Source organism: Paenibacillus sp. MDV22-iso6 (assembly GCF_058408365.1).
Window position 1 is genome coordinate 164,763 of the sequence record NZ_JBZVDZ010000010.1, and the last position, 24,042, is coordinate 188,804.

At 47.0% G+C, this 24,042-nt stretch carries 21 protein-coding genes and 1 pseudogene; 10 read left to right on the forward strand and 12 right to left on the reverse strand.

The genetic code is table 11. The features are described 5' to 3' along the window. Window positions 1-125: 125 nt before the first annotated feature. A pseudogene (locus AC4PM4_RS25660) lies at window positions 126-1,687 on the forward strand (FAD-dependent monooxygenase). 175 nt (window positions 1,688-1,862) lie between these two features. Here the strand turns inward: AC4PM4_RS25660 and AC4PM4_RS25665 are convergent. The 5 genes from AC4PM4_RS25665 to AC4PM4_RS25685 all read right to left on the reverse strand — a co-directional run bounded on the left by AC4PM4_RS25665 (window position 1,863) and on the right by AC4PM4_RS25685 (window position 5,576). After that, on the reverse strand, window positions 1,863-2,879 hold the full coding sequence (locus AC4PM4_RS25665; protein WP_079697138.1) for a hypothetical protein: 1,017 nt from the start codon (window positions 2,877-2,879) through the stop codon (window positions 1,863-1,865). Window positions 2,880-2,892: 13 nt separating this feature from the next. Then, on the reverse strand, window positions 2,893-3,891 hold the full coding sequence (locus tag AC4PM4_RS25670; protein ID WP_491614829.1) for a hypothetical protein: 999 nt from the start codon (window positions 3,889-3,891) through the stop codon (window positions 2,893-2,895). A gap of 25 nt (window positions 3,892-3,916) precedes the next feature. Next, window positions 3,917-4,837: a helix-turn-helix transcriptional regulator gene (locus AC4PM4_RS25675; RefSeq protein ID WP_072735589.1), complete on the reverse strand. Its 921-nt coding sequence runs from the start codon at window positions 4,835-4,837 to the stop codon at window positions 3,917-3,919. An 85-nt stretch (window positions 4,838-4,922) separates the two neighbouring features. After that, window positions 4,923-5,111 carry a hypothetical protein gene (locus AC4PM4_RS25680; protein WP_076291183.1) on the reverse strand — a complete coding sequence of 63 codons (189 nt, stop codon included), beginning with the start codon at window positions 5,109-5,111 and terminating at the stop codon, window positions 4,923-4,925. 141 nt (window positions 5,112-5,252) lie between these two features. Beyond that, window positions 5,253-5,576 carry an ArsR/SmtB family transcription factor gene (locus AC4PM4_RS25685; RefSeq protein ID WP_072735591.1) on the reverse strand — a complete coding sequence of 108 codons (324 nt, stop codon included), beginning with the start codon at window positions 5,574-5,576 and terminating at the stop codon, window positions 5,253-5,255. 211 nt (window positions 5,577-5,787) lie between these two features. On the opposite strand from AC4PM4_RS25685, the gene AC4PM4_RS25690 reads away from it, so the two are divergent. Both AC4PM4_RS25690 and AC4PM4_RS25695 read left to right on the forward strand, forming a co-directional pair. Beyond that, on the forward strand, window positions 5,788-7,164 hold the full coding sequence (locus AC4PM4_RS25690; protein ID WP_491614830.1) for an MFS transporter: 1,377 nt from the start codon (window positions 5,788-5,790) through the stop codon (window positions 7,162-7,164). A 205-nt stretch (window positions 7,165-7,369) separates the two neighbouring features. Continuing rightward, window positions 7,370-8,584, forward strand: a complete 1,215-nt coding sequence (locus tag AC4PM4_RS25695; protein WP_491614831.1) for a sugar efflux transporter — start codon at window positions 7,370-7,372, stop codon at window positions 8,582-8,584. Between the two features lie 127 nt (window positions 8,585-8,711). Here AC4PM4_RS25695 and AC4PM4_RS25700 read toward each other — a convergent pair whose 3' ends face one another. From AC4PM4_RS25700 to AC4PM4_RS25710, 3 genes are all read right to left on the reverse strand, one after another. Beyond that, window positions 8,712-9,161, reverse strand: coding sequence for a nuclear transport factor 2 family protein (locus tag AC4PM4_RS25700; RefSeq protein ID WP_064640655.1), 450 nt, complete (start codon window positions 9,159-9,161; stop codon window positions 8,712-8,714). Window positions 9,162-9,200: 39 nt separating this feature from the next. Next, window positions 9,201-9,608 carry an Rrf2 family transcriptional regulator gene (locus tag AC4PM4_RS25705; protein ID WP_076291179.1) on the reverse strand — a complete coding sequence of 136 codons (408 nt, stop codon included), beginning with the start codon at window positions 9,606-9,608 and terminating at the stop codon, window positions 9,201-9,203. A 109-nt stretch (window positions 9,609-9,717) separates the two neighbouring features. Beyond that, window positions 9,718-10,554 (reverse strand): AraC family transcriptional regulator, encoded by an 837-nt coding sequence (locus AC4PM4_RS25710; protein WP_072735596.1) that lies wholly within the window; start codon window positions 10,552-10,554, stop codon window positions 9,718-9,720. Between the two features lie 118 nt (window positions 10,555-10,672). Between AC4PM4_RS25710 and AC4PM4_RS25715 the strand changes: the two genes are divergently transcribed. Further along, window positions 10,673-11,677 carry a Gfo/Idh/MocA family protein gene (locus tag AC4PM4_RS25715; protein WP_076291178.1) on the forward strand — a complete coding sequence of 335 codons (1,005 nt, stop codon included), beginning with the start codon at window positions 10,673-10,675 and terminating at the stop codon, window positions 11,675-11,677. A gap of 21 nt (window positions 11,678-11,698) precedes the next feature. Continuing rightward, window positions 11,699-12,646 carry an aldo/keto reductase gene (locus AC4PM4_RS25720; RefSeq protein WP_063567072.1) on the forward strand — a complete coding sequence of 316 codons (948 nt, stop codon included), beginning with the start codon at window positions 11,699-11,701 and terminating at the stop codon, window positions 12,644-12,646. 332 nt (window positions 12,647-12,978) lie between these two features. Here AC4PM4_RS25720 and AC4PM4_RS25725 read toward each other — a convergent pair whose 3' ends face one another. Together AC4PM4_RS25725 and AC4PM4_RS25730 are read right to left on the reverse strand one after the other, a co-directional pair. Then, the gene (locus tag AC4PM4_RS25725) at window positions 12,979-13,998 is read right to left on the reverse strand and encodes a Gfo/Idh/MocA family protein (protein WP_063567071.1); all 1,020 of its coding nucleotides are present in this window, start codon (window positions 13,996-13,998) and stop codon (window positions 12,979-12,981) included. Window positions 13,999-14,025: 27 nt separating this feature from the next. Then, on the reverse strand, window positions 14,026-14,802 hold the full coding sequence (locus AC4PM4_RS25730) for a sugar phosphate isomerase/epimerase family protein (protein WP_376041079.1): 777 nt from the start codon (window positions 14,800-14,802) through the stop codon (window positions 14,026-14,028). A gap of 144 nt (window positions 14,803-14,946) precedes the next feature. Here AC4PM4_RS25730 and AC4PM4_RS25735 point away from each other — a divergent pair, with 144 nt between their 5' ends. The 5 genes from AC4PM4_RS25735 (at window position 14,947) to AC4PM4_RS25755 (ending at window position 21,441) form a co-directional block, all read left to right on the forward strand. Next, window positions 14,947-15,765, forward strand: coding sequence for a helix-turn-helix domain-containing protein (locus AC4PM4_RS25735; RefSeq protein WP_082935232.1), 819 nt, complete (start codon window positions 14,947-14,949; stop codon window positions 15,763-15,765). Between the two features lie 198 nt (window positions 15,766-15,963). Then, on the forward strand, window positions 15,964-16,668 hold the full coding sequence (locus AC4PM4_RS25740) for a response regulator transcription factor (protein WP_491614832.1): 705 nt from the start codon (window positions 15,964-15,966) through the stop codon (window positions 16,666-16,668). Window positions 16,669-16,689: 21 nt separating this feature from the next. Beyond that, entirely contained in the window at window positions 16,690-18,132 is a 1,443-nt protein-coding gene (locus AC4PM4_RS25745) for a sensor histidine kinase (RefSeq protein ID WP_491614833.1), read from the forward strand. 144 nt (window positions 18,133-18,276) lie between these two features. Beyond that, window positions 18,277-19,035 (forward strand): ABC transporter ATP-binding protein, encoded by a 759-nt coding sequence (locus AC4PM4_RS25750; protein ID WP_491614834.1) that lies wholly within the window; start codon window positions 18,277-18,279, stop codon window positions 19,033-19,035. Between the two features lie 3 nt (window positions 19,036-19,038). Next, window positions 19,039-21,441: an ABC transporter permease gene (locus AC4PM4_RS25755; protein WP_491614835.1), complete on the forward strand. Its 2,403-nt coding sequence runs from the start codon at window positions 19,039-19,041 to the stop codon at window positions 21,439-21,441. A gap of 168 nt (window positions 21,442-21,609) precedes the next feature. Here the strand turns inward: AC4PM4_RS25755 and mmuM are convergent, their stop codons facing one another. After that, window positions 21,610-22,650 (reverse strand): homocysteine S-methyltransferase, encoded by a 1,041-nt coding sequence (gene mmuM / locus AC4PM4_RS25760; protein ID WP_491614836.1) that lies wholly within the window; start codon window positions 22,648-22,650, stop codon window positions 21,610-21,612. Continuing rightward, complete coding sequence (gene mmuP, locus AC4PM4_RS25765) at window positions 22,628-24,040, reverse strand: S-methylmethionine permease (protein ID WP_491614837.1); 1,413 nt, start codon at window positions 24,038-24,040, stop codon at window positions 22,628-22,630. The genes mmuM and mmuP overlap by 23 nt, the downstream gene beginning before the upstream one ends. Window positions 24,041-24,042: the final 2 nt, after the last annotated feature.

Genomic DNA, 24,042 nt, shown 5'->3' on the forward strand with positions numbered 1-24,042 from the left:
CGACAATTAAAGTTTCCTGGAAACAATATTGACAGCAGTAAAGGATTAAACTATGATTGTTTCATCGGAAATTAAAAAGTTTCTCAGAAACAATAAACAAAGCATGATATCTCATCCATTGCGATATGGGTGATCAGGAGGAGATTCAACTGACCCAACATTACGATATTGACGTACTCATCGCTGGAGCTGGACCGACTGGCTCCGCTCTTGCAGTCGACCTGCTTCGACGCGGCCTTCGTGTCCGACTCGTTGACAAAGCCCCTCCGCCTTTCAAGGTTCCCGTGCCAAGGGAGTTCAACCAAGAACCCAGGAGGTTTTGGAGGACTTCGGCGTGCTGGAAGAGGCTCAGTCAGAGGGAAGTTCTTACCCGCTTGCCGGTTTTCATATTGGACCGCTAACTGTGCCTTGGCGCATGCAGCAGCAAAATAAACCAACACCGAGCGATCCGTATCCAAACATTCTCCTGTTGGCGCAACACCGAACGGATGCCATCTTACACCGCCTACTGAAACGTCTCGGCTTAACCATTGAATTTAACAACGGGTTGGAGCAATTCGAACAGGATGCCGATGGAGTAACGGCGACTCTCTCTTCCGGGGAGAAGGTTCGCAGCAGATATCTCGTCGGAGCAGATGGAGGTTCGAGCAGCGTTCGCAAAGGGGCAGGTATCCGATTTATCGGAGAGACTACCGACTCTGACCGTACGCTCATTATTGACGGCTCGATCGACAAACTGTCTCGTAATAGGTGGCATATGTGGCCACGCACACGTGGCACGTTTGTCGGAGCCTGCCCGCTGCCACACTCCGATCAGTTCCAAGTCATGATCAGGCTGGCACCAGATGAAAAGCCTATCCTTGACGAAGCCGCACTGGCCACTCAATTCCACAAACTCACAGGTTTGCGTCTCTACGACATTACCTGGAGTTCGGTGTTTCGCCCCAACGTTCGACTGGCTGAACACTATCGGTCGGGACGTGTCTTCATTGCAGGCGATGCTGCTCATGTCCATACCCCGGCCGGTGCACAGGGTCTCAACACGGGTATACAGGACGCCTATAACCTCGGCTGGAAAATAGGGCAGGTCACTGCTGGGGCACCCGATAGTCTGCTTCACAGCTACGAGGCCGAGCGTCAACCCATTGCCGCTCGAGTCCTCAGCAAATCCAGCGAGCTGTACGCCAATCTAGACAAAAATCGCCTGGCTAGCCTGAAGCGCGGAGATGAGGAGCGACAGCTTAGACTTTCGTACCATGGTGGGCCGCTCGCGTCTAGCGAAGAATCGGCCACAAGGACCCTTCATGTCGGTGACCGGGCGCCAGATGCTCCCTGCAACGGACCTGGTGGGGAACGGCGTTTGTTCGACATCTATCAAGGGCCTCACTTCACTTTGCTTGCCTTTGGTCCTAACGCTGCCAAGATACTTCCCAAGTTGAACTGGCCGACCAGCGGTGCCGAATTACACTGCTACGTCGTTGATACCGCACACGATTCAGAACAAAACGTCCTCCATGACTCCAGCGGCAAATTGACTCGTATCTATGGCATCACCAGCGACACGCTGGTCATGATACGGCCAGATGGTTATATCGCGAACATCATTACGACCGACTGGCAGGCAACCTTCGACAATGTAGCCAGAATGTTGGCCCCGCCATGTTCCATCGGATCCAACTCGAATTGAAGCTCATGCGAGACTATGAATGCTAGTGCAGTTAATGTATGAGGGTCGTCTTTCAACCCGCCCATATATGTGGCTTACTTAAACTCAAATAAGACCGAAAACGACCGCACTCAGCGGTCATTTCCGGTCTATTTGTCAATAATCTTTCCATTTTGAAGTATGTGCACTGTTCCATTCATCTTAATCCAATATCCTCAAAACGATTGCCAATCGTCTCTGGGAAGGCCTGCTTAATGGCATCAATGGCACGCTGTTCCGTTTCCCCTGCTTGCTCAATCAGATGGATCACCCTTAGCACATGCCCTGGTTCCTTCGCATCCCACGCTGTTGAATCCTCAACCTTCTCCATCATCTGAGCATATAGGTCTGCGAGTAACGCGTACGCCTGCACAACATGATTCATCTGATTGGATAAATGCTCAAGCTCTGCAACATAGGAGGCCATATCCTTTCTTGAATCAGCATAATAGCGCAAAACAATGGCAGCTTGATCGGTTTCATATACACCAGATTGTAGGGCATCAGCAATGGCTGCATAAGCAGCAGGTCCACATGCGTAATCCTGAGGTGGTAGCATGTAATCATGGGTCTCCCATTTGTATACGGCCTGAATTAATGATTCCTTACATACTTCCCATATGTCTACAGTTGAATGGGATTCAAGCACCTGATAGTACCAGTATGGTGTACTGTTCCGACCAAAAGAATCATAGGGCAGACAAATGACTTCATTTTCTTGACTCTCACAAATGAACAGCATCTGCTCCCCATCATCATATCCAGTGCAAATGACAAACTGGTCATGCCATAGAATGGCCCCTACACCCCGGTCAATGGAAGCTTTAATATCCAACAGGGCCTGCTTCTGATAGAGCGGAAAGGTCGGCTCGAACGAAAATCCCCCGTGTTGTCCGGTCGTGACGCCTATGAAATCAGCAGCTACAAAGTTCTCGGCCATCCAGTTGTACGCTGAGATTGATTCTGTCGTTAGACGCCGATCCACTACTAATCGAAACACACTTGCGGTCATTCCCGCAATCATGTGACGCGGTAAATCCGTCCACTGTTTATGCACCAGAATTCTGTACATCGCATCTATATAAGAGCCCGCTCCGTTCCATGATATGTGTTCACGTGAAGAATTCCTGCTTTGTGTAGAATCAATCCAATCCGGCAGTATTTTGCTTCCCATCCTCTACTCCTCTCTATCTCGCCGAGTGCGCTCCCCAACGTGGCACGGTGGACCGTTTACGATCAGGATACTTCGAGGAGATCAAACGAAAATAATCAACAGCCTGCTCTTCCAATGCTTTCGCTTCCAATAAAACCTGTGCCAGCTTCTCTGTGGCGTCTGCCTGCATAATCCTTCTGTTATGTTCCTGAATCATGCATGCCTTCATCTGTATAATCAATGCTCCAAGCTGTTCATAACATGCATAGGCTTGGTCCAGTTCGGTCCATATCCCCCGCGCATCCTGCAAGTACATCTGAATTTCAGTTCGGGACTGGCAATAGGATTCCAAAATATACGCAGCACCCGATGCATCGTAATCTCCACCCCGAAGGGCTTGCACCCACACATCATAAGCCATTCTGCCCGAAACGATATTCCGATCAGGCAGTAGACGATATGGGATATCCCAATCCTCAATTGCCAATCTCAATGATTCCAACAGCATCTCTTGTTCAGGGATATGTACCTGGTCACCAAAGACCTGACAATACCAAAACCCGGTGAAGTTTAATCCGAAATTGTCATACAGCATAATCTGTGGTTCCTTGCCCCAGCCATCTTGCACGTAAAAGATGCGATCACTGTCATCATACCCATGAATGACACCAAATTCCGGAATCCAGTAGATCACCCCGATGCCTTCATCCAGACTGCGCTTCACCCAATTTACCGCATCCCGCTGGTAATACCCGAATGTGGGATGACGTGTCCGTCCCCCATCCCAGATCGTGAATATCCCCATGTTATCGATTCCAGGGCGATGGGATTCTCCCCATTGACCATAGGCTGTAACCGACATGGGCAGTAGTCTGCGATGCACCGATAGTTTGAATGCCATACCCGTATATCCAGCTAGCAGATACTTGGAACCCTGAAACAGACCCGCATGGGTCAATATGGCGTGTAGGCTATCCACATACGATTTGGACTCCCGCTTCATCATCAGGTTTTCTAACACAACTTCAGTCAAAAAAAATCTCCTCTCCGTGGTTGCTCTAATTCACATTTGCCTTGTGCTGTACGGCGAGCCTATCGATTATGCTTTCAGCACTTTGCTGCAGCTTTCGTCTAAGCCACGATGGAGACAACAATTCCTCCCACTCACTAATAAACAAATGCTGTAGGAAAGCATCCGTATCGTAAAATTCAATCCAATGAATCTGATCTTGCTTCTCCTTAATCCGATATCCTTGCCACAGTTCTGTTTGCTGCACTTCTTTCAGCCTTATCTCAGCGACAAACGGTTTACGGACAGGCAGCGCCTCTTCCCATGCACCCAGCAACCTATCTGTCTGACACTGAAACGTCTCGTTCGTCATCTGCACATGAATCATGCCCTCCAGCCGGATGGCCGTTTGCTGTAAAGGGTCCATTTCATAACCAACCACATAATCGGCGTTGAACTGAGACAGCATTTTCAATGGACACCAGGTAAATTGCCGTTCTCCGGCATGATCTCTGTAATGGATATGTACTTTGCGGGATTCGGCAATCGCATTGGACAAAATTTCAAAAAACTGAAGCTGCTGCGGATCTGCTTTAAACACAGGAAACTGACTGCTTCCCGTCTGCTGTTCCTCGAGCGTAAAACGCTCCAGCAAATGCGCCACACGCTTCACCGCATCTGATTGATCATAATTGTAATGCCGATAACGATGCGCCAGATACTTAAGCACCCGCTGTTCTTCTTCCGTCATATATAAATGGGGCAGCCGGTAGGTCTGATCCTCGTAACAATACCCCCGATATTTTGCTATATACACCAGGGGGGCACGTAGAGAAATCGCCATATATTCGATATCACGCTGGGCCTGGCGCCGGGATATTTCAAATTCACGTGCAAGCCAGCTGCTGTTCGGAAAACGTCCACTCCGAATCTGCTCGTCAAACCAGTGAATACGATGCATATTGCTCATTTCCCCGCCCCCCTGTCTCATTCCGTATTTCGTAATTATATTATACCAAAAGACATGGCCCGTTCCGAAGAACAGGCCTGTTATGTTATACGGTTGCCTTATCCACTCTGGACTGCACAGCTTTGGAACACTTTTTGCATACTTTCAAACTCGTACCATCTGTTTTCGTTTGCGAATACAACAATTTAATCCGGGTGCTGCTGCACACCGGGCATGTTCCTCTTCCTCGGGATGGTAGATTCCACAGGACGCGTCCTCTTTTTGTTTTTGCCAACGTTTGTGAACCTCTTTTCGATATGGTTTGTGTGTTCACCGTTATTATAGAGGACGTGGTACGACATAGAATGTCGCAGCAGTATGGAATATACCAAACATAAAAAAATGTCCCCTCTTCAACTTGAAGAAAGGACATTATCTAGGAATCATGTATTTCGGACTGAGCTGCCGCTTGTAACAAAGGCTGCAACAGACCAGGAAAACGCACTTCCAGATCTTCGGATCTTAGTGTCAGGAAATGCTGTGTACCTTGTACTCTCACTCGAATGACTCCGGCTTCCCGCAGGGTCCGAACATGGTGTGACATCGTAGATTTTACAACAGGTACACGAAAATGACTGCATGGCTGCTCACCATTTCTGGCTGCTTCGGTTACTATCCCAAGACGGATCGGATCACTTAATGCGTACAATACGGAAGAAAGTTCGATATCCTCCACTTGAGGATGGTGCAAAATTTTCATCGTTGTAGTCTCCTTTTTTTTCAGACTATCCATTGTATTTTAGCATAGTTCCATGATATATTTCTAATGTTCGATACCAATCGAACTTACAAACATATTTCGTTTATGTATCCCTGCTGTCAGGCATGGGATTCACTCTATACCACATTTTGCAAATGTTACACACCGTTTCTGAAATGTTGCGAAATACACATCAATCTAGGAGGTTTTTATGAACAACACCGCAACTGCATCATCTGGGGAACGGACAGCAGCAATACAGGAAGGGTTAATCGTAAGTCTACTTGGCTTCACGGTTGTGCTTGTCGTTATGAATACGATGATGTTCAATCTGGCCCTACCCAAAATTGCAGCTGAATTTATGCTCTCATCTGTCTCTTCTTCCTGGATTGTCACCGGTTATTCCATCGTTTTTGCTATTTCCTCGATCACGTTCTCACGTCTATCGGATTTCATTCCGATTCGCACCCTGTTTACGACCGGTCTTACACTGCTTGGTGCGGCATCCGTTCTTGGTTTCTTCAGTAACCATTTTATCCTTCTGCTCATTGCACGTCTGATTCAGGCTGCGGGTGCAGCTTCTGTACCAGGGCTAGCTATCGTTCTTATTACTCGTTACATTCCAAGTGACCGCCGGGGTAAATCCATGGCTGTTGTTATGTCTGCCAGCTCACTGGGTCTTGGACTTGGACCTGTGATCGGCGGCAGTATTACACAGTTTCTCGGATGGCATGATCTGTTTATCGTTACCGGACTAACCTTGTTTCTGATCCCTGTATTTTTCAAACTGCTTCCAAGTGAGATGCCACAAAAGGGTTCATTCGACTTACTCGGCGCGCTGTTACTGGCGATTGGAACAACCGGTGTCCTGCTATTCCTGACTTCACGTGAATGGGTAACCCTCGTTATTGGTGCGGCTGCACTGGTCCTGTTCTGGCTACGAATTCGCCGTGCGGCTGATCCCTTTGTGCAACCGGCTCTGTTCAAAAACAAAAAATATATGATGCTCAGCTCACTAGGGATTGTCTCGTATATTAACAACTTCTCAACGCTGTTCCTGCTACCGCAAATTCTAGCACATCTGTATGGCCTGACTCCGGCCCAGTCTGGGCTTGTCATCTTCCCGGGTGCAATCGTGTCCATGCTGTTATCCAATCGGATTGGCCGCATGATTGACCGACACGGCAATACACAACTGCTCAAGTTCGCACCATGGTTGCTGCTAGCTGCTGCCGGATTGTTTGCTCTTTTTGCAGACGACAGCATCTATGCCATTATGGCCGTATACATTCTGCTTAGCGTAGGATTCTCTGCACTGACAACAAGCGTATCTAATGAATTGTCGGGCAATCTGACGATGGATCAAGTAGGTGCAGGCATGGGACTGTTCCAGCTTAGCCAGTTCTTCAGCGGAGCATTTAGTGTTGCCGTAACTGGCGTGGCATTGACAGCCATGCAGCAATTGCCATTAGCCTCGGCGTACAACAACATTTTTTGGGGCATGACCGCAGTAGCTCTGGCATCCATTGTTTTCTCACAGGTGTATCTGAGAATGCAGTCACGGAAGAAAACCGTCGTTTCACACTAAGCAGGTTTTATAGGATCTTACTTATAATAGATTCTTCATATAAGAAAGCCAGGGATTGGACCGATAGGGTCTGATCTCTGGCTTTTTGTTTGTTATTAGACTATAAGATATCAATACGTATTACTTGATCTCTGTTATTCTTATATTATAACCAGATCGTATAAATATTTTGAAAATGATAAAACCAAGGGGATGTCTTTCGCACATGAAGCTTCAACAGTTTAATTCACTATTTCGTATCCCTACATACCGGCTGTTTCTCGTTTGTATGTTGTTGCAAGGTATGGCTATTTCAATCAGCGCGCCCTTTCTTGCGGTCTACTTTACAACCCGCCTTGAAGTATCCATCGCAACATTCGGATTATTCACTGCCGTAACTCTTATGGCGGGTGTGTTGTTCAGTTCCTGGATCGCCAGACGATCAGATCAACCCGGAGCTCGTAAAATAATTCTGGTAACTGCCATGATTTGCAATGCTCTGGCTTTTGCCGGATATCTGTGGATTCACGACTTCACTTTATTATTTATCTATATGACGGTGCTGACTGCGCTCGGATCTCCCGCCATGCCACAATTGTTCGCAGCTGCAAGAGAAGCGGTCAATACCGCAACGGACGTCGATCATGCTGTGGCCAATTCAACCCTGCGCTCCGCGTTTTCACTGGGATTTATTACAGGACCTTTACTCGGAACTTTACTGATTGCGTATATTGGATACACCGGTATTTTTAGTTCAACGTGTTTTATTTTTTTGATCAATGCGTTATTATTTTTCTTTCTCTTAAAAAAGGCTCCCGAGCCTTCTACCCTCCGTGCATCTACAGGCGGAATACAAATGAAATTGCATCAGGATGCAAGAATCTATATGCCTTTTCTCATTACTACACTCCTGTATATGGCACATTGGATGAATAATCTGAATGCTTCACTGTTCATTATTCACCATCTGGGCGGGGGAACCCGGGAAGTTGGGTGGATCTCCAGTCTTTGCGCGGGGCTCGAGATTCCGATTATGTTAGGCTTGGGTCTGCTCGCCTCTAAATATCCCAACCGCTCACTCATGTTATGGGGCTCCTTGATGGGTGCCGCTTATTATGTCATTGTTTTGTTCTCCACGGAACTGTGGCACTTGCTGGCCGGACAACTATTGCTCGCATTCTTTGTCGCCGTCATCTCTGCTATCGGTATCAGTTACATGCAGGATCTGCTTCCGTCCATGCCCGGCTATGCGTCAACACTCTATTCCAATGCCTCCACGTTGGGAAGATTATTTGGTAGTCTGGTCGGGGGATGGACAGCCGGAGCGTGGGGATATCGAAATTCCTATTGGGTATGTCTACTGCTCGTTCTGATTTCATTAGGCATGCTTGTTGTCACACAACAATTATCAAAAGAGAAACGTCAGACCCTTTCACTCTAAGTAGATCCTCGGATGCAAGCCTGAGTGAACGAAAAAGCTTGAACAAAACAAAGCCCCAAGGACGCAGCTATAGCGCTCTTGGGGCTTTCGTTATTATCGTTTAAATATTCTTATATGAATACAAACATTATTCAAACAGATCCAGACGAAGACGCTTCAGGCTAGTATGCTGGATGAGCCATTGACCATCAATTTTGACAAACGTTTCATGGTAGTGTCCAAAGCCGTGAAAGGATTTATTGTCATTGCCTTCAGGAAACGTCACCCAATCTTCCATTGGAGAGATGACTTTGGCTTCATTCTCGGATACAAATTCAACTTCCGCGCTATGTACATGATGCACAGTTACGGCAACATGCACCAAATCTCGGAATACTTGAACAATGGTGTCGCGACCTGTTAATACCGGGATGGGATTGCCTTCTGTACTGAAATCAGCTACGGCATCCGGAGCGAACACTTCACCTAATGTATCCCACTGCTTCGTATCAATATAACGGCAATAGCGAGCTTTGGTGTTCCGAATGTTTTCCAGTGCAAGCAGTTGTTCCAGTCCTGTGATGGTTGTTTGGCTCATGTGTTGTCCCTCCAGAAATCTAAGATGTAAGCAAATATATTATACGGAATGTGCAGCTTTCATCTGGGCAGCCAGCTCAGACATTTTTTTATTGTGCAAATAACTCTCCATCTCTTCTTCCGCACGGACCATCACCTGCTGAATCAGGCAGCCTTCGTTATGATCCTGCGAGCATTCGAACAAGGAAGCCTGCCCCTCAATGGCATGGATAATCTCCAGAAATGAAGGGTCCGGATTCTTCCGACTAAGCCGATAACCACCATTGGCACCCGAAGTCGATTCGATCATGCCGGCTTTAACCAGCTTGGTCAATATTTTAGATAAGTAGGTTGGAGATACTTTCTGCATCTCAGCTAATTGATGTACACTGACCAGTTGTTCCGGTTCGGTCGCAACCAGAAAAAGCATGGTGTGCAGGGCATAGTTTGTAGCTTTCGAATATTTCATGAGGGCACCTCATTATATACGGATTTAATTTATCTATAATAGGCTTGATTGAACGCTCTGTCAAACGTCGAAGATTTCCACAGAATCAAACAAACGGACATCATTACATTTAACTATGGTAAAGCCCGCGATAATCCGTTGGAGTCATTCCCTCATGGGCTAAGAACTGGCGGTTAAAATAACTGGCATTGGGATACCCCGCCTCTTCTGCGATCTGTCCAATGTTGGCCGTTGGCCGTTCCAGCAGCCACTGCTTCGCCATCTGCAACCGCGAACGGGTTATAAATTCCATCGGGGTCATTTCCACGGCACTCTTGAACATTTTGCAAAAGTAATACGAACTCACACCCGCCATATCTGCCCAATCCTGTAACAAAAACGGTTGGCATGCCTCCTGCTGCATCTGTGGAAGAAGTCCAAGGATACGGCTCTCAGCCTTGCTTGTGCGTGTGCTTTTCAGCGGAACAGCATGCTGCACGAATTCGGCCAGCACAGCGTAGGTCAGGGTAGATAGTTGGGCAGGACGTAGCATCCGGTTCTGCTCGGCTTCATTTAGTAGGGCCATATGTGCTTCTTCCCATGGAGCCTGCTGCCGCAGCGTCCACAACAGGTTGCGATGCAACCCCCGCTCTATCATATAATCATGCAGCCGTTCACCGTAAAAATGAACCCACCGCACATCCCATGGGTCATCTTCGCTGCTGTAGTAATGCTGCCGCTGCAACGGGAAATACAGTACAGCCTGACCCGCACGAAGCTCATGCACTACCCCCTCCACTTCCACGTAGCCCTTGCCCGCAGCAACGTAGTGAATATTGAAGTTGTTAAGTGCGCCAGCCTCTCGTAATACGGTGTGCTCAGGGTGGTCGACATAAAGTCCAACGGATTCTGGATAACAAAAATACGGAATATCCTGTAGGGTTAACAATACAGTCTGTCTCATCATGTCCCATTCTCTTTTCTAAACAATATTGTGTTAACTCATTTCAATATATTATCATTTTAATTCATTCATCTATTACTTATAATCACAATATACATTCATTCATAGGAGGAAACAACAAATGAATTCAGATCGAAAACTGCGCTGGGGAATTCTTGGTAGCGCTAGCATTGCCGTAGGATCCGTTATTCCAGGTTTGCAGCAATCCGAGTTGAATGAAGTGACTGCCATTGCTAGTCGAGATGAAGAAAAAGCAAAACAAACTGCTGACAAACTCGGCATTCCTCAAGCTTATGGCAGCTATGAAGCTTTGCTTGCTGACGATTCCATTGATGCGGTCTACATCCCGCTTCCGAACCATCTGCACCGGGAGTGGACACTCCGTGCCGCAGAAGCTGGTAAACATATTTTGTGTGAGAAGCCACTGGCACTGACGGAGCAGGAAGCTCAGGAAATGGTGCAAGCCTGCGAAGACGCTGGTGTGCATCTAGCTGAAGCCCTCATGTACCGACACCATCCACGTTATGATCAGATTAAGGATATTATCGCCAGCGGAGAAATTGGTGAAATCCGCGGCATTCATAGTACATTTTCGTTCAACAGTTCAGGTTCTACAGGTAATGTTCGCTTTCGGCGTGATTGGGGCGGCGGTGCGCTGTATGATATCGGCTGTTATTCCATCAGTGCAGCACGCTTGATACTTGGCCAAGAGCCTTCGGCGGCAACCGTCATTGGCATGTTCTCCCCTGAACATGATCATGTGGATATGATGGCTTCCGGCTTGCTTGAGTTCGACAATCATATTGGCGTCACCTTTGACAGCAGCATGTGGGCAGCCTTCCGCAACACACTGGAGGTACTTGGAACAGATGGCATCATTGAGGTTCCTTCTGCCTTTATCAGCAATAGGGATCGCAGCTCCAACTTCTTCGTAACTGTTGACGGTGAGCGTAAGGAGATTGAAGTCCCACAGGTCAATCACTACTCCCTCCAGGGCGACGATATGGCACGAGCTGTGCTTCAAGGTAAAGCTCTGCGCTTCGATCCATCCGATGCTATAGCCAATATGAAAGTACTCGAAGCTTGTCTTCGTTCAGCGGAAGAACGTACACGCATTACACTATAAGTAGAGAGGATGAACTGAATTATGGAATACATTGAAATTGCTGGTGCAGGTAAACCTATCTCCCGACTGATTAAAGGAACCGATTATTTTTACCATGATTCCTATGAGAAAGCAGCTACGAACATGGATGCATTCTTGGCGATTGGCGGTAATACTGTTGACTCCGCGCATATTTATTGTGGCGGGCAGAGTGAAGAAGTGCTCGGACGTTATATGCAGGAACGGGGTAACCGTAACGAGATCGTTATTTTGACCAAAGGTGCGCATCATGACCAGAATGGCCCACGCGTTAACGCTGATGCTATCCGCAGTGACCTTCTAACCAGTCTGGAACGGCTGCAAACGGAACATGTGGAGCTATATGCCCTGCATCGGGACGATCCCAACACACCCGTTGGAGTGATTCTCGAAGCATTGAACGAACATATTGAATCCGGCAAAATCGGCGCGATCGGCGCCTCCAACTGGACCTGGCAGCGGCTAGAAGAAGCTAATGCATATGCAGCTGCTAACGGTCTGAAAGGTTTTACATTCAGCAGTCCGAATCTCAGTCTCGCCAAAGCGAATGAACCGTTCTGGGCCGGCTGTGTATCGGCAGACGATGAAACACTGGCATGGCATGAACGCACCAAGCTTCCTTTGCTGTCCTGGTCATCCCAGGCTCGTGGCTTCTTTACCGGACGATTCACACCTGAAGTTCGGGACAATGAAGATCTGGTTCGTGTGTTTTACAGTGACGGTAACTGGGAACGTTTGCACCGTGCTGAACAATTGGCCGAGTCGAAAAAGACTTCCCCCATCCAGATTGCTCTCGCTTATGTATTGAATCAGCCGTTTCCAACCTGTGCGTTGATAGGTGCCCAGAATCAGGCAGAATTGCTCTCCTGTGACGAAGGTTCTCGTATCACACTAACTCGTGAAGAACTCGATTGGCTGGATTTGGGCAGTAATGTGAAACCAAGCGTGTAAAACTGGCATACACTTTTAATTCAATCTTGATGATGAAAGGACTGACTCTTCCGCGATGTAGCGGAGTGGTCAGTCCTTTTTGGAATGCCAGCTAACCATTTTCAACCATTGTAGCCATGCCGCAGGCAGGATCAATAATCGCTTTTCGCTAGGATCAGCATATCGCCAAACTTCGGGTCCAGACTTGTCCTCTATTACGGATTCTACCCATCTGGCTGTCATGAAAAAGTAATAAAAAGAGACTACCCGCCAGAAATATTTCTCTGGAGGTAAGCCCCTTTTTAATATGAGATAGTCAAATTTTTAAAGTAATGACGATGATATCGTTACGATTACAGCTTCACGATTTGACCAGTCTTCTCGGATTCAAATGCTGCCAGAATCACTTGCAGGGAACGCAGACCTTCTTCACCGGAAATGCTTGGAGGTGTTTGCGTTACAATCGACTCGACAAAAGCGTCAATAACGCCGCTTGGTACTTGTTTCTCGTTGGTAGACATTGCGCCTACTTTGTATGTTTCAACCGTACCGTTAGTCAGCTCAACGATAACCTCGTCACCATCTACCGTTCCGATCTTCATCACACCATTTTCACACCACAGAACCGTACTGTTATCTCCTGCTCTGTATTGTGTCCAGCTCGCTACCAGCGTACCGATTGCACCGCTCTTCATGCGAAGCAGGCATGTTGCGTTATCGTCCACTTTGGTGTTTTCCTTGTGCAGTGTGCTGATGAAACCAGCAACCTCGGATACTTCATCATCCAGCAAATAGCGGATAAAGTCCGATTTGTGCACGCCCAGGTCACCCATGGCTCCCATAATCGCTTCTTCTTTGCGGAAGAACCAGCTTTCTGCACCGTCTACGCTCCAGCCTTCCGGACCTGGATGACCAAAGGAAGTACGGAAATTCAGGACTTTACCGAGTTTGCCGGAGTCCAGAATTTCTTTGGCTTTTACGTGTGGAGGCATCAAACGTTGGTTGTGTCCAACCATCAGATACACACCGTTTTTCTTGGCAGCTTCAATCATTTGCTCGCCTTCTTCGGTAGTAACCGCCATCGGTTTTTCCACCAGTACATGTTTACCGGCATTCGCAGCAGCAATGGCCATCGAAGCATGCAGGTAGTTCGGCGTACAAACGCTGACCGCATCCACTTCTTCGCTTGCAAGCAATTCTTCGTAGCTAGAGTAAGCTTTACCGCCGTAAGTTTCGGCCATCTTCTCCGCACGCTCCACGATCGGATCGGCAAAAGCGACAAGTTCTACGTTCTCATTGGCAGCGTACTCTGGAATATGTCTGCGCTCGGCAATGGCTCCACAGCCGAATACAGCAACTTTAATTTTACTCATGTACAAATGTCTCCTTTGACAAATAAATTAGAATTGGTTCAAGTAATTCTGTTTCAGCCAGTTATGGCTGTTGGCTACGCTTTCAAGCGGTGGATTCTGGCAAACGTCCTGTTCCACGATCAGCCATTCTACACCTGCACTTGTAGCCGCTTCAATAACAGCTGGCAGATCAACCGAACCTTGTCCCAGTTCCAATGTCTTCATTTGGCCCTGTTCGTCTTTACTGAAGTCTTTCAAGTGAAGCAACGGCAGACGACCTGCATATTTGTTGATATACTCAATCGGATTTTGTCCGGCAAATTGTACCCAACATACGTCCATTTCCACTTGAACCGCTTCAGGTGTCGTTTGAACAAACATTGCATCAAAGGCATTTTCGTCGCCAACCTGACCGTGGAATTCAAAATCATGGTTATGATAACCGAAGATCAGACCTTGTTTAGTCGCTTCTGCACCATATTGTTGCAATTCGTTGAACAGTTTTGTCCAGCCTTCTGCATTCTCTGGACGATCTTCAGGCATCAGGTAAGGGCAGATCATATATTGAGCCCCAATAGTTTTGAGGTAGTCGATTTGTTGTTGCAGATCTTCACGCATAGCATGTAATGAAACGTGGCTGCTAAAACCTTTTAGTCCAAGCTCATCCAATAGCGCTTTCATTTCTTCGGCAGGAATGTCACCATATCCGGCGAATTCGACACCTTCATAACCAAGCTCTGCTACTTTGCGCAAAGTTCCACGGAAATCTGCTGCAGTTTCATCACGGAGTGTAAACAATTGCAAACCAATATTAAGTTTTTTCATAATAGATGCACCTCTGCTCTCAAATTTGCTTTCATTGCTCTATCTGGTATCATCCTAACGCAAAACAGGCTAGAATGAACATATACAATATCGTCAGAACATGAACTATCTGATCAAATTTTTAAATTTGGAGGATTACATCTTTTGGAAACCTCAGTACTGATCTGTGACTATTCCTATCACTATAAGGCGTTTAACCATAATATGAAGGGCGAGTTGCAGACTTATCTGTTCCGTCTGCAAACCGAAGGCTCTTGCAAGGTATATGTGCAGGATGAAGAATTTAAGATGACTGGCGGCGATTTACTACTGCTTAAACCCGGAGACGATTACTATCTCGTGGTAGAAGAACCTCATAAGGAGGGCAGGTTGTCCAGCGGAGACTATTATTTGTTCTGTGAAGGGGATTGGATTGATAGCTGGTGGAAGCGTTACCACCGTTCCACAGTGAGCCACATCGGGCTGGATGATAAATTGGTCAGTCTCTGGCGCAGTATGCTCCTGGAGAAACGCCGTGGACCGCTGGAGGAAAATATAGAACTGAATGACGTGCTGCTGCGCGGTTTGTGCCTCTATATCGATCGGGCCATCAAGGAGAATATCCAGACGGATCGTTCTGTTTCTTCGACACTGAAGCTGAAACGATTCATTGAAGAACATGCCACTGTGACCTTCAAACTCGAAGAAGCCGCCCGCTACGCAGGACTAAGCCTGTCTCGTGCGGTGCGATTGTTCAAGGAGCACTACGGCCAAACGATGATCCAGTATGCGATTGAGATTCGGCTGAACGCTGCCTTGGAGCGTATGAAGTACAGCGATATGACCCTAGAGCATATTGCCGAAACATGCGGCTTTGCAAGCTATTCCTATTTTCACCGGGTATTCCGATCCCACTTTGGAATGTCCCCAGCTGAATATCTCAAATCCCAGGCCCATCAATCCATCGATTTGGAGCATTTATAAGTGTAGTTGTGGCTCGATCCTCTTCCTTCTTTATAATGAAAGCAGCTGATTTCAATCGGCTGCTTTCTTTCAAAAAAACCTCTTGTAGTTCCCATGACTTCACGAAAACAAACCTGTATAGTTAAAATATAGTATTCTTACAGATTCATACATAGGATAGTCTTATACACTACCACTCTACTATTTGGAGAGATTTCAATGGAAACCAAACGTAAAATTTTAATTATCGAAGACGAACATGATATTTCGCGCATTTTGCGAGATTATTTGACCAAAAATCAGTATGAAGCCGCAGTGGCCAGCAATGGACAAGACGGGTTGCAGATGATGGATATGCTCCGGCCGGATTACATTATTCTAGATATCATGCTTCCGGATATGGACGGGATCGATGTATGCCGGGAAATTCGGCGGAGAAACAACATTCCAATTCTCATATTGAGTGCACGAGGCAGTGATACCGACAAGGTGCTCGGCCTGGGATTCGGGGCGGATGACTATATGACCAAACCCTTCTCCCTGAGCGAATTACTCGCACGGATTAATGCCCACTTTAGACGATATGACAGTTTAGCTTTAGCGACCGAACAAGACGGAACAAATCTACTACGTTTGGCTAACCTGGAAATTGATAAGAAAGCCTATAAGGTCACTTTAGACGGTAACGAGGTTTCTCTTTCCGCCAAGGAATTTGAGCTGCTGCATTATCTGGCGAGCAATAAAAATCAGGTCTTTTCCAAGTCTCAGTTGCTCGATGCAATCTGGGGATATGCTGCATACGGGGATGAAAATACGGTAACTGTGTATATTCGCAGGCTGAGAGAAAAAATTGAGGCAGATCCCTCCCATCCGTCTGTTCTAAAGACCGTTTGGGGCGTCGGATACAAATTCAATCATGAATAGGCAAAGATTGGAGGAGACAACATGTCACTGAACACCTGGTCGGCACGATGGCTCAAAGCATCGTTCTTCCTCCTGTTTATTCTGATCGGATGTAGTCTGGTTTTATTTCTTAATCTGCTAGAAAACCGAAATTCGACTGAGTCTACTGTGTCCATCCAGCAAGTCCGTCTCCGGGTTAACCCCATCCTGCTTAACCTGGAACAGAATATTCATCTCCTGCAGGAAACAAGAGTACGAGAAAATCTTCTTTCTATCGTCAAGGAAAACGGGGTAGAGCTTTCTTATGTTGGATTGGATGGGACTATATTGCTGTCCTCTTCTCCCACCTCCGAAGGAAAACAAGTCAATCTGCGATCAGCCCTGCATTATGATCTGAATCATGCCGTACAGGCCACGAACGGAAACGATTCGCTTAACATCGCTTTCCCTGTTATGGCTGGTCCCGAAGGAAGCCAGATTGGCAATGCCCTCTTCACGATTCCTAAGGCAATGGTTATGGTGAAAGAAACGGTGATATTCCCTTTCTTTATTTTGGGTACGCTTTTGATCAACTCTATGGTTCTTGGCATTTATCTAGTGTTGATGAAGAGAAAATTTAAGACACAGCTGCTCTCCCCCATTCATCAGTTGAAGAAACATGCCGAATCCATTCTCAAAGGACAATATAATGAACCGGTACAGTATAACCGCATGGATGAGATGAGCGAACTATACGCCATGTTTGATCTGATGCGTACAGAAATTATGCATTTAAGCGAACTTCGTATCCGGCAGGAAACTGCGCAAAAAGAACTCATTACCAATATTTCTCATGATATCAAAACACCGATTACAACAGTAAAAGCCTACATAGAAGCTATTCTGGAAGGAATATGCTCCGATAAAGAAACTCTGATGGAGTATATGAAAGTCATGCAGACCAATACGGACAAAACAGCCCGTCTTGTCGAGGACCTGCTTGTTCATGCATTGCAGGAGCTGGGGCAGATTTCTGTGGAGCCGCGTGAGGTTTACAGTCGATCCGCATTTGAAACGATGTTGAACCCTATTGGACATATCGTACGAATGAACGGTCTGATTTATGAGGAGCCGGAGCATATTCCCAATGTTCTTATCCGAATGGACCCCATACGAATTGAACAGGTCCTGTCCAATCTGGTTTCCAATGCGCTCAAACATACCGTCCCGGGAGATTCTATTCGGATTAACGCGGAACTTGATTTAGGTAAATTGAGGATTAGTATCGCCGATTCAGGGCAGGGAATTCGAGCTCAGGATATGCCTTTTGTGTTTGAACGATATTTTAGGGGGAATTCCTCACCTTCCGCAAGGAATGTTCATGAGGGAACCGGTCTCGGTTTGTCCATCTGCAAAAGTATCATTGAAGCCCACGGAGGACATATTTCCTTTTCCAGCAAAGAGGGTCAGGGCACCCTGTTTCAGTTTACTCTTCCAATCTGCTGAGCATAGAAGTTCATTTCCAACCTTCTTTTCTTCATCTCAATCCATTTACCAATAGGGCTGTAATACTTTATTCATAATTTGATAAGTCTTTCTCAACATTCCCCTATTAGAATGAATCGTATACTGTCATGGGGAGTGATCTGCTTGACCAAAACATCCATTATCCGCGCTCAAAACTTATGCAAGACATATAATACTGGAAGCGAACAATATCATGCCATACGCAATGTTGATCTTGATATTTATGAAGGGGATTTCACCGTCATCATGGGTAATTCCGGCTCAGGCAAATCAACGCTGCTCTATCTGTTAAGCGGACTAGACCAAGTAACAGCCGGCGAGGTTTATTTTCAGGATCAGCGTATTGACGCCTATAGTGAGCGGGAAATGTCCGAATTCCGTACCCGTAGAATCGGCTACATCTACCAAAGTATCAATCTGGTGCCCGATCTTTCCATCCAGGATAACATCGCCTTGCCAGGTTACATTGCCGGAAGCAAAAAAAGTGAGGTCAAGGCACGTGCCACCCACCTCATGAAGGCAATGGATATCGACGGACAGAATAGCCGTCTCCCCTCCCAAACCTCGGGTGGCCAGCAGCAACGAGCAGCTATTGCACGTGCGCTGATCAATTCACCAGACATCATCTTTGCAGATGAACCCACGGGAAGCCTCAACTATGAGCACGGGAAAGCCGTGCTGGATATCCTGACCGATATCAACCGTAAGGGACAGTCTGTTGTGATGGTTACGCATGATATCAAGGCAGCCTGCCGGGCGGATCGTCTGATCTTTATCCGGGATGGCAAGGTTGGAGGTATTCTCGAGTTTGACAAATATGACGAACACCAGATCCAGAATCGGGAATCGATGGTTTTCGCTTTTGTGTCGGGGAAGGAGTAATCTATGGCTGCCATGTTGAAACTGAGCATCTCCTACCTGCGCAGAAGTAAAATTCAAAACCTATTTATCGCTCTGCTGATTCTGCTTTCTACACTCCTTGTATCTACGGCGGTCATCATCCTGACCAACACAGGCAATCAATTTAAAGATATGCATGATCAAACCAATGGATCTCATCAGATTCTGACGTTTGAGAAAGGGTTGAATGATCCCAACGATGTACATCAATGGTGGGCTGCTCAGGAAGGAATCGAAGTATCTCCATTGCTGACCTATCGCACATTGTCAGGCATCGCCTTTAAGGGTATGGATATAACCAACGTTTATCTTTACATGCTTAACACCCCTCCACCCCCATGGGGTGTGGATGAACTCATTTTTTCAAACGGAAATGCAAGTAAAGTTCCCGAGCAAGGTACGGTCTGGATTCCGACTTCATTGGCAAATGCCTACAATATCTCGGCAGGAGATACGATAGGCTTCAAGACAGGTTTCTGTACACTTGATCTGAAGGTATCCGGCATTGTGGTCGATGTGCCATATGGAGCCCCCCTCACCAACACAGCACGCGTATGGATGAATCCCACAGATTATCAAGCGGATTTCGATTCAGTCGCGGGTAAAGACAATTATATGATGGGCATCCACTTCGACGATTACAGCACCAATTCAAGCTATTGGGAACGTTATACGAGCGAGATGGGTACTCCTTTCCTGGAAACCAAGATGGAATTTGAAAGCATCTCCTCTTTCTATCTGATCATCAATCAGATGATTGGATTCATCATGATATTCCTAGGTACTGTTATGCTTGTAATCGCCCTTATTACTATCGGAATCACGATTTCGGATGCTATTCTGGCCAACTATAAAACGGTCGGCATTCTCAAATCACTCGGCCTCACTTCAAGCAGAACTATAGGTACATATGTTATTCAGTACTCCTTACTATCCGTTGTTGCCATTCTCCCAGGACTCGCATTGAGCGTGGTGGTATCCAAATTTATTATCAATATCTCCGTGTCTTCTCTTCAGGTAGGCGATCGTCATATTACGATCAACGGAGTTAGTCAAGCCATGCTAGTAGGTGTGTCCCTGTTTGCACTAGTACTATTATTCGTCATTCTGTATGCCAAAACAACACGCAGCATCCAGCCGGTGCAGGCCATACGCTATGGCATGTCAGAAGCGGATCATGCTCGCATCGCAAACCGAATAAATTCGCCATTCGGTAACTGGGTCGTTTTTGCGCGATTGCCTGTAGCTGTGGTCATCGGAAGCCGCAATCTGATCAAGAACACCAAAAGTTCTGTTTTAATGCTGCTGCTGACCACAATGGCTTCCTCCGTACTGGTGCTGGGGTATGTTCTATTAAACAGCATCACCGGAATTTATCAGACTGCCGCCCAATGGGGTTATGACAATGCCAATATCGCAGCTGTCGTTGTTAACAAAAATACATTCCCCCAGGCTGAGCTGAAGCAAGTGTTAGGAAAGGATTTTAGGATTAGAACTATGGGTTGGCAAGGAAACATAACCGGAGTAGTTAGTCCGGAGTCTTTCTCAAAAATGCAGGGTCAATCCACCAGCCTATATCTGAGTGTACTCGACGGAAGTTATCAGGAGCTTGGGTTTGAGACGCTAAAAGGAGATAATCCTCGTCAAGCGAATGAAATTGCCATTGGTGTAAGTGTATCTAAGACATTAAATAAGGAACTCGGTGACCCCATAGATCTTTACATTGAGGGAGAAAAACGCACATTCATCATCACCGGAATCTATCAGGCGATCGCCAACATGTCCGTATCAGGGCGGATTACCATTGATGCCATGAGAACGGTGAACCCGTCTTACGGTGATTTCGATACCATTTTCATCAACTTAAAAGATCCAGCGCAAGCAGATACGGTTGCAGGGGAATTAAATGAGCAATTCAAAGCTTCCGCTTCAGTCGTAACCCAAAAAACACTGCTCGATTCGGTCTATGCAGAAGCCGCTGATATCCTCATCTATCCCATGAGCTTGATTGGATTATTGTTTATCCTCGCTACATTTATCATTATTTTCAGTACCTGCCGGATCAGTATCCGCAAAGAAAGCAGAACGTACGGAATCTACAAATCCATTGGCATGACATCTCATCAAATTCGATTGTCAGTTGCCATGGGAATTACACTTCTGTCTGCCATTGGAGCAGTAATAGGTATCGTAGTAGGTGTGTATGTGCTACCCATGCTACTTGAGTTAGTCCTTTCGGGATATGGCATCGTACATCTTCCACTTATTTTAAATTGGGGAGGCATTATTCTGTTTGCTTGCCTAAGTATTGGTGCAGCAGCTCTTGGCTCGTGGTTCTCTTCGAGAGTTATTCGTGAAGCATCCCCACGTATATTGGTCATTGAATAACTTAGGCAAAAGAATAGCATTCCAAGTAAACATCTTATTTCTACACTGACTGATTACTTGCGATAATCAAAAACACATAAACAGCCCTTCCGTATCCCAATAGGAACGAAAGGGCTGCTCGTATGACTCCTTCACAGGCAGGGTGAATCCCAAGCACATACGAAGGAGCTATTTCCGCCACTTCTTCGCCAGCTCACCAATCTGCTGCGGTGTAGTTCGGCAGCACCCACCAATCAGCTTAGCACCCGCGGCCACCCACTGTTCCGAAGCATCACTCATACTGCCACACGTTCCCTGTCCGCTCCACGTCTTCGTAGCTGCATCGTATACTTCTCCCGAGTTCGGATACACAATAACAGGTTTGTCGCTGGCACGGCTGAGAATACTTACGGCTTCTGTCACCACTTCCATGGGAGCACAGTTCAGGCCAATCGCAGCAATCTGCGGCTCGGAACCAAACAATCGTGCACATGTCTCAATCGGCGTACCTTCGCTGATTGCCGTCCCGTCTTTTAAAGAAAAAGATAACCAGGCATACGCATGAGGAAACTCCTTCAGTAAATCAACCAGCACCTGTGCTTCCTGCAACGAAGGAATCGTCTCAAACGCCAGAATATCAGCACCCGCTTCAATCAGCGCCGCCATACGCGGACGATGGAATGCAGCCAACGTCTCATCCGACACGCCGTAGTGACCGACATACTCCGATCCATCAGCTAGATAAGCGCCGTAGGGCCCAACGGATGCAGCAACCATCGGTCGTGGCCGAGCCAAGACCCCTGTCTCCAAGACATCAGACGTTTGTTGTGCCGTTCCGAATACCAGATTGCCCTCCGGTTTGACTGCCGTGTTTTCAAATCCCCCGTCCTGCACTTCTGCCCATACGTCATCTCTCGCCTGTGCAGCCAGTTCCACCGTCTTGCGAATCAGGTCCAACGCTGCTTGCTCGCCGATTCCTCTCTTGCCGAAGCCTTCCACCGTCGCCTGATAACTGGATGTAATTGCACAGTCGGCTCCTGCGCGGAAATAATCTGCATGGACCTGAACGATAACATCTGGATTCTCGAGCAATACACGAGCCGACCATAGTGGATCATCCAGATCACAGCCATGCTGCTCCAGTTCGGTTGCCAGCGCCCCATCCAGAATCATGACTGGATACTCACGCAGGATCTGTTCTATGGGATTAGTCTGTTGTACTTGCGTCATGTACTTGTCCTCTTTTCTTATTCACACGTTCTGTCAAATAATACGCTGCGTAACACACCGCGATGAATGGAACTCCGCAATACAGCGCTATTCGCTGTGTCGGGTCAAAAGCAATGCCTATACATGAAGCCAGGCACAATATAAACGAGATGATCGGTACCGCCGGGTAAAGTGGTGTGCGGTAGACCAGATCCTTGACCGCATGTCCTTCCCGGATATACTGTCTGCGGAACATGTACTGTGAAGCACTGATGCTCATCCAGACCGCAACAACAGCCAGACCTGAAATGGAGACCAATGTAATATACACGGTACCTGGCGCAATGATGCTGGACAGCAAAGCCAGACCGCCCCCAACCATACTGATCAAGAGCGCATTCAGCGGCACACCACGTTTGGTCAATTTGGCAAACCATGGAGAGATTGTCTTTTTATCGGCCAGTGACCAGAGCATTCGCGAAGATGCATACAATCCCGAATTGGCCGCAGACAAAATCGCCGTCAAAATAACAAAATTCATGATGTCCGCTGCATACGGAACACCGATTCGCTCCATGACCGCCACAAACGGACTTTCGAGTACGCTTGCATCCGACATCGGCAGCAGTGCCGAGAGGATAACAATCGTTCCGATAAAAAAGATAATTAAACGCCAGAGCGTGGTATGGATCGCTTTTGGAATCGTCTTCTCCGGATTCTCTGTTTCCCCGGCAGCAATCCCAATCAGTTCGGTACCCGAGAACGCAAAGTTTACAGCAAGCATCGTCATTAGTATCGCAGTAGCCCCATTGGGGAACCAACCAGATGCTGTAATATTGGATAGAAACGGTGCAGGTTCCGAATTTGCCATTGGAATAATACCAAACACGGCTGCGCCTCCGAGAATAATGAAGACTACAATTGTAAGGACTTTAACTGCGGAAAACCAGAACTCCGATTCCGCAAAAAATTTGACGGTCAGCGCGTTGAACAGGAAGATCATAAGCGCAAACAATGCGCTCCAGATCCAAACATTCACTGAAGGAAACCAGCGCTGCATCAACAGCCCGGCCGCTGTAAACTCGGAACCGAGGGCAACCGTCCAAGTGAGCCAATACAACCAGGCTACAGTGTATCCTGTTGCTGGTCCAATATATTTTGCCGCATAGCTATGAAACGCCCCTGTCTCTGGCATATGAACAGAAAGTTCACCTAGACAGAGCATGACCAGATAGACGACAATCGCTCCGATCAGATAAGACAGAATGGTACCGATCGGTCCTGCCTGCTGGATGGTATAACCCGAACTAAGAAAAAGACCTGTACCAATGACACCACCCAGTGAGAGCATGATTACATGACGTGCCTGCATTTTGCGCTGAAAATGCCCTGTACCTTTGTTGTTATTCATGT

Excerpts from the sequence above, each read along its gene's own strand:
- AC4PM4_RS25665 (WP_079697138.1), bottom strand. The coding sequence starts at position 2,879 with ATGGGAAGCAAAATACTGCCGGATTGGATTGATTCTACACAAAGCAGG.
- AC4PM4_RS25675 (WP_072735589.1), bottom strand. The coding sequence starts at position 4,837 with ATGAGCAATATGCATCGTATTCACTGGTTTGACGAGCAGATTCGGAGT.
- AC4PM4_RS25685 (WP_072735591.1), bottom strand. The coding sequence starts at position 5,576 with ATGAAAATTTTGCACCATCCTCAAGTGGAGGATATCGAACTTTCTTCC.
- AC4PM4_RS25690 (WP_491614830.1), top strand. The coding sequence starts at position 5,788 with ATGAACAACACCGCAACTGCATCATCTGGGGAACGGACAGCAGCAATA.
- AC4PM4_RS25695 (WP_491614831.1), top strand. The coding sequence starts at position 7,370 with ATGAAGCTTCAACAGTTTAATTCACTATTTCGTATCCCTACATACCGG.
- AC4PM4_RS25700 (WP_064640655.1), bottom strand. The coding sequence starts at position 9,161 with ATGAGCCAAACAACCATCACAGGACTGGAACAACTGCTTGCACTGGAA.
- AC4PM4_RS25705 (WP_076291179.1), bottom strand. The coding sequence starts at position 9,608 with ATGAAATATTCGAAAGCTACAAACTATGCCCTGCACACCATGCTTTTT.
- AC4PM4_RS25710 (WP_072735596.1), bottom strand. The coding sequence starts at position 10,554 with ATGATGAGACAGACTGTATTGTTAACCCTACAGGATATTCCGTATTTT.
- AC4PM4_RS25715 (WP_076291178.1), top strand. The coding sequence starts at position 10,673 with ATGAATTCAGATCGAAAACTGCGCTGGGGAATTCTTGGTAGCGCTAGC.
- AC4PM4_RS25720 (WP_063567072.1), top strand. The coding sequence starts at position 11,699 with ATGGAATACATTGAAATTGCTGGTGCAGGTAAACCTATCTCCCGACTG.
- AC4PM4_RS25725 (WP_063567071.1), bottom strand. The coding sequence starts at position 13,998 with ATGAGTAAAATTAAAGTTGCTGTATTCGGCTGTGGAGCCATTGCCGAG.
- AC4PM4_RS25730 (WP_376041079.1), bottom strand. The coding sequence starts at position 14,802 with ATGAAAAAACTTAATATTGGTTTGCAATTGTTTACACTCCGTGATGAA.
- AC4PM4_RS25740 (WP_491614832.1), top strand. The coding sequence starts at position 15,964 with ATGGAAACCAAACGTAAAATTTTAATTATCGAAGACGAACATGATATT.
- AC4PM4_RS25745 (WP_491614833.1), top strand. The coding sequence starts at position 16,690 with ATGTCACTGAACACCTGGTCGGCACGATGGCTCAAAGCATCGTTCTTC.
- AC4PM4_RS25755 (WP_491614835.1), top strand. The coding sequence starts at position 19,039 with ATGGCTGCCATGTTGAAACTGAGCATCTCCTACCTGCGCAGAAGTAAA.
- mmuM (WP_491614836.1), bottom strand. The coding sequence starts at position 22,650 with ATGACGCAAGTACAACAGACTAATCCCATAGAACAGATCCTGCGTGAG.
- mmuP (WP_491614837.1), bottom strand. The coding sequence starts at position 24,040 with ATGAATAACAACAAAGGTACAGGGCATTTTCAGCGCAAAATGCAGGCA.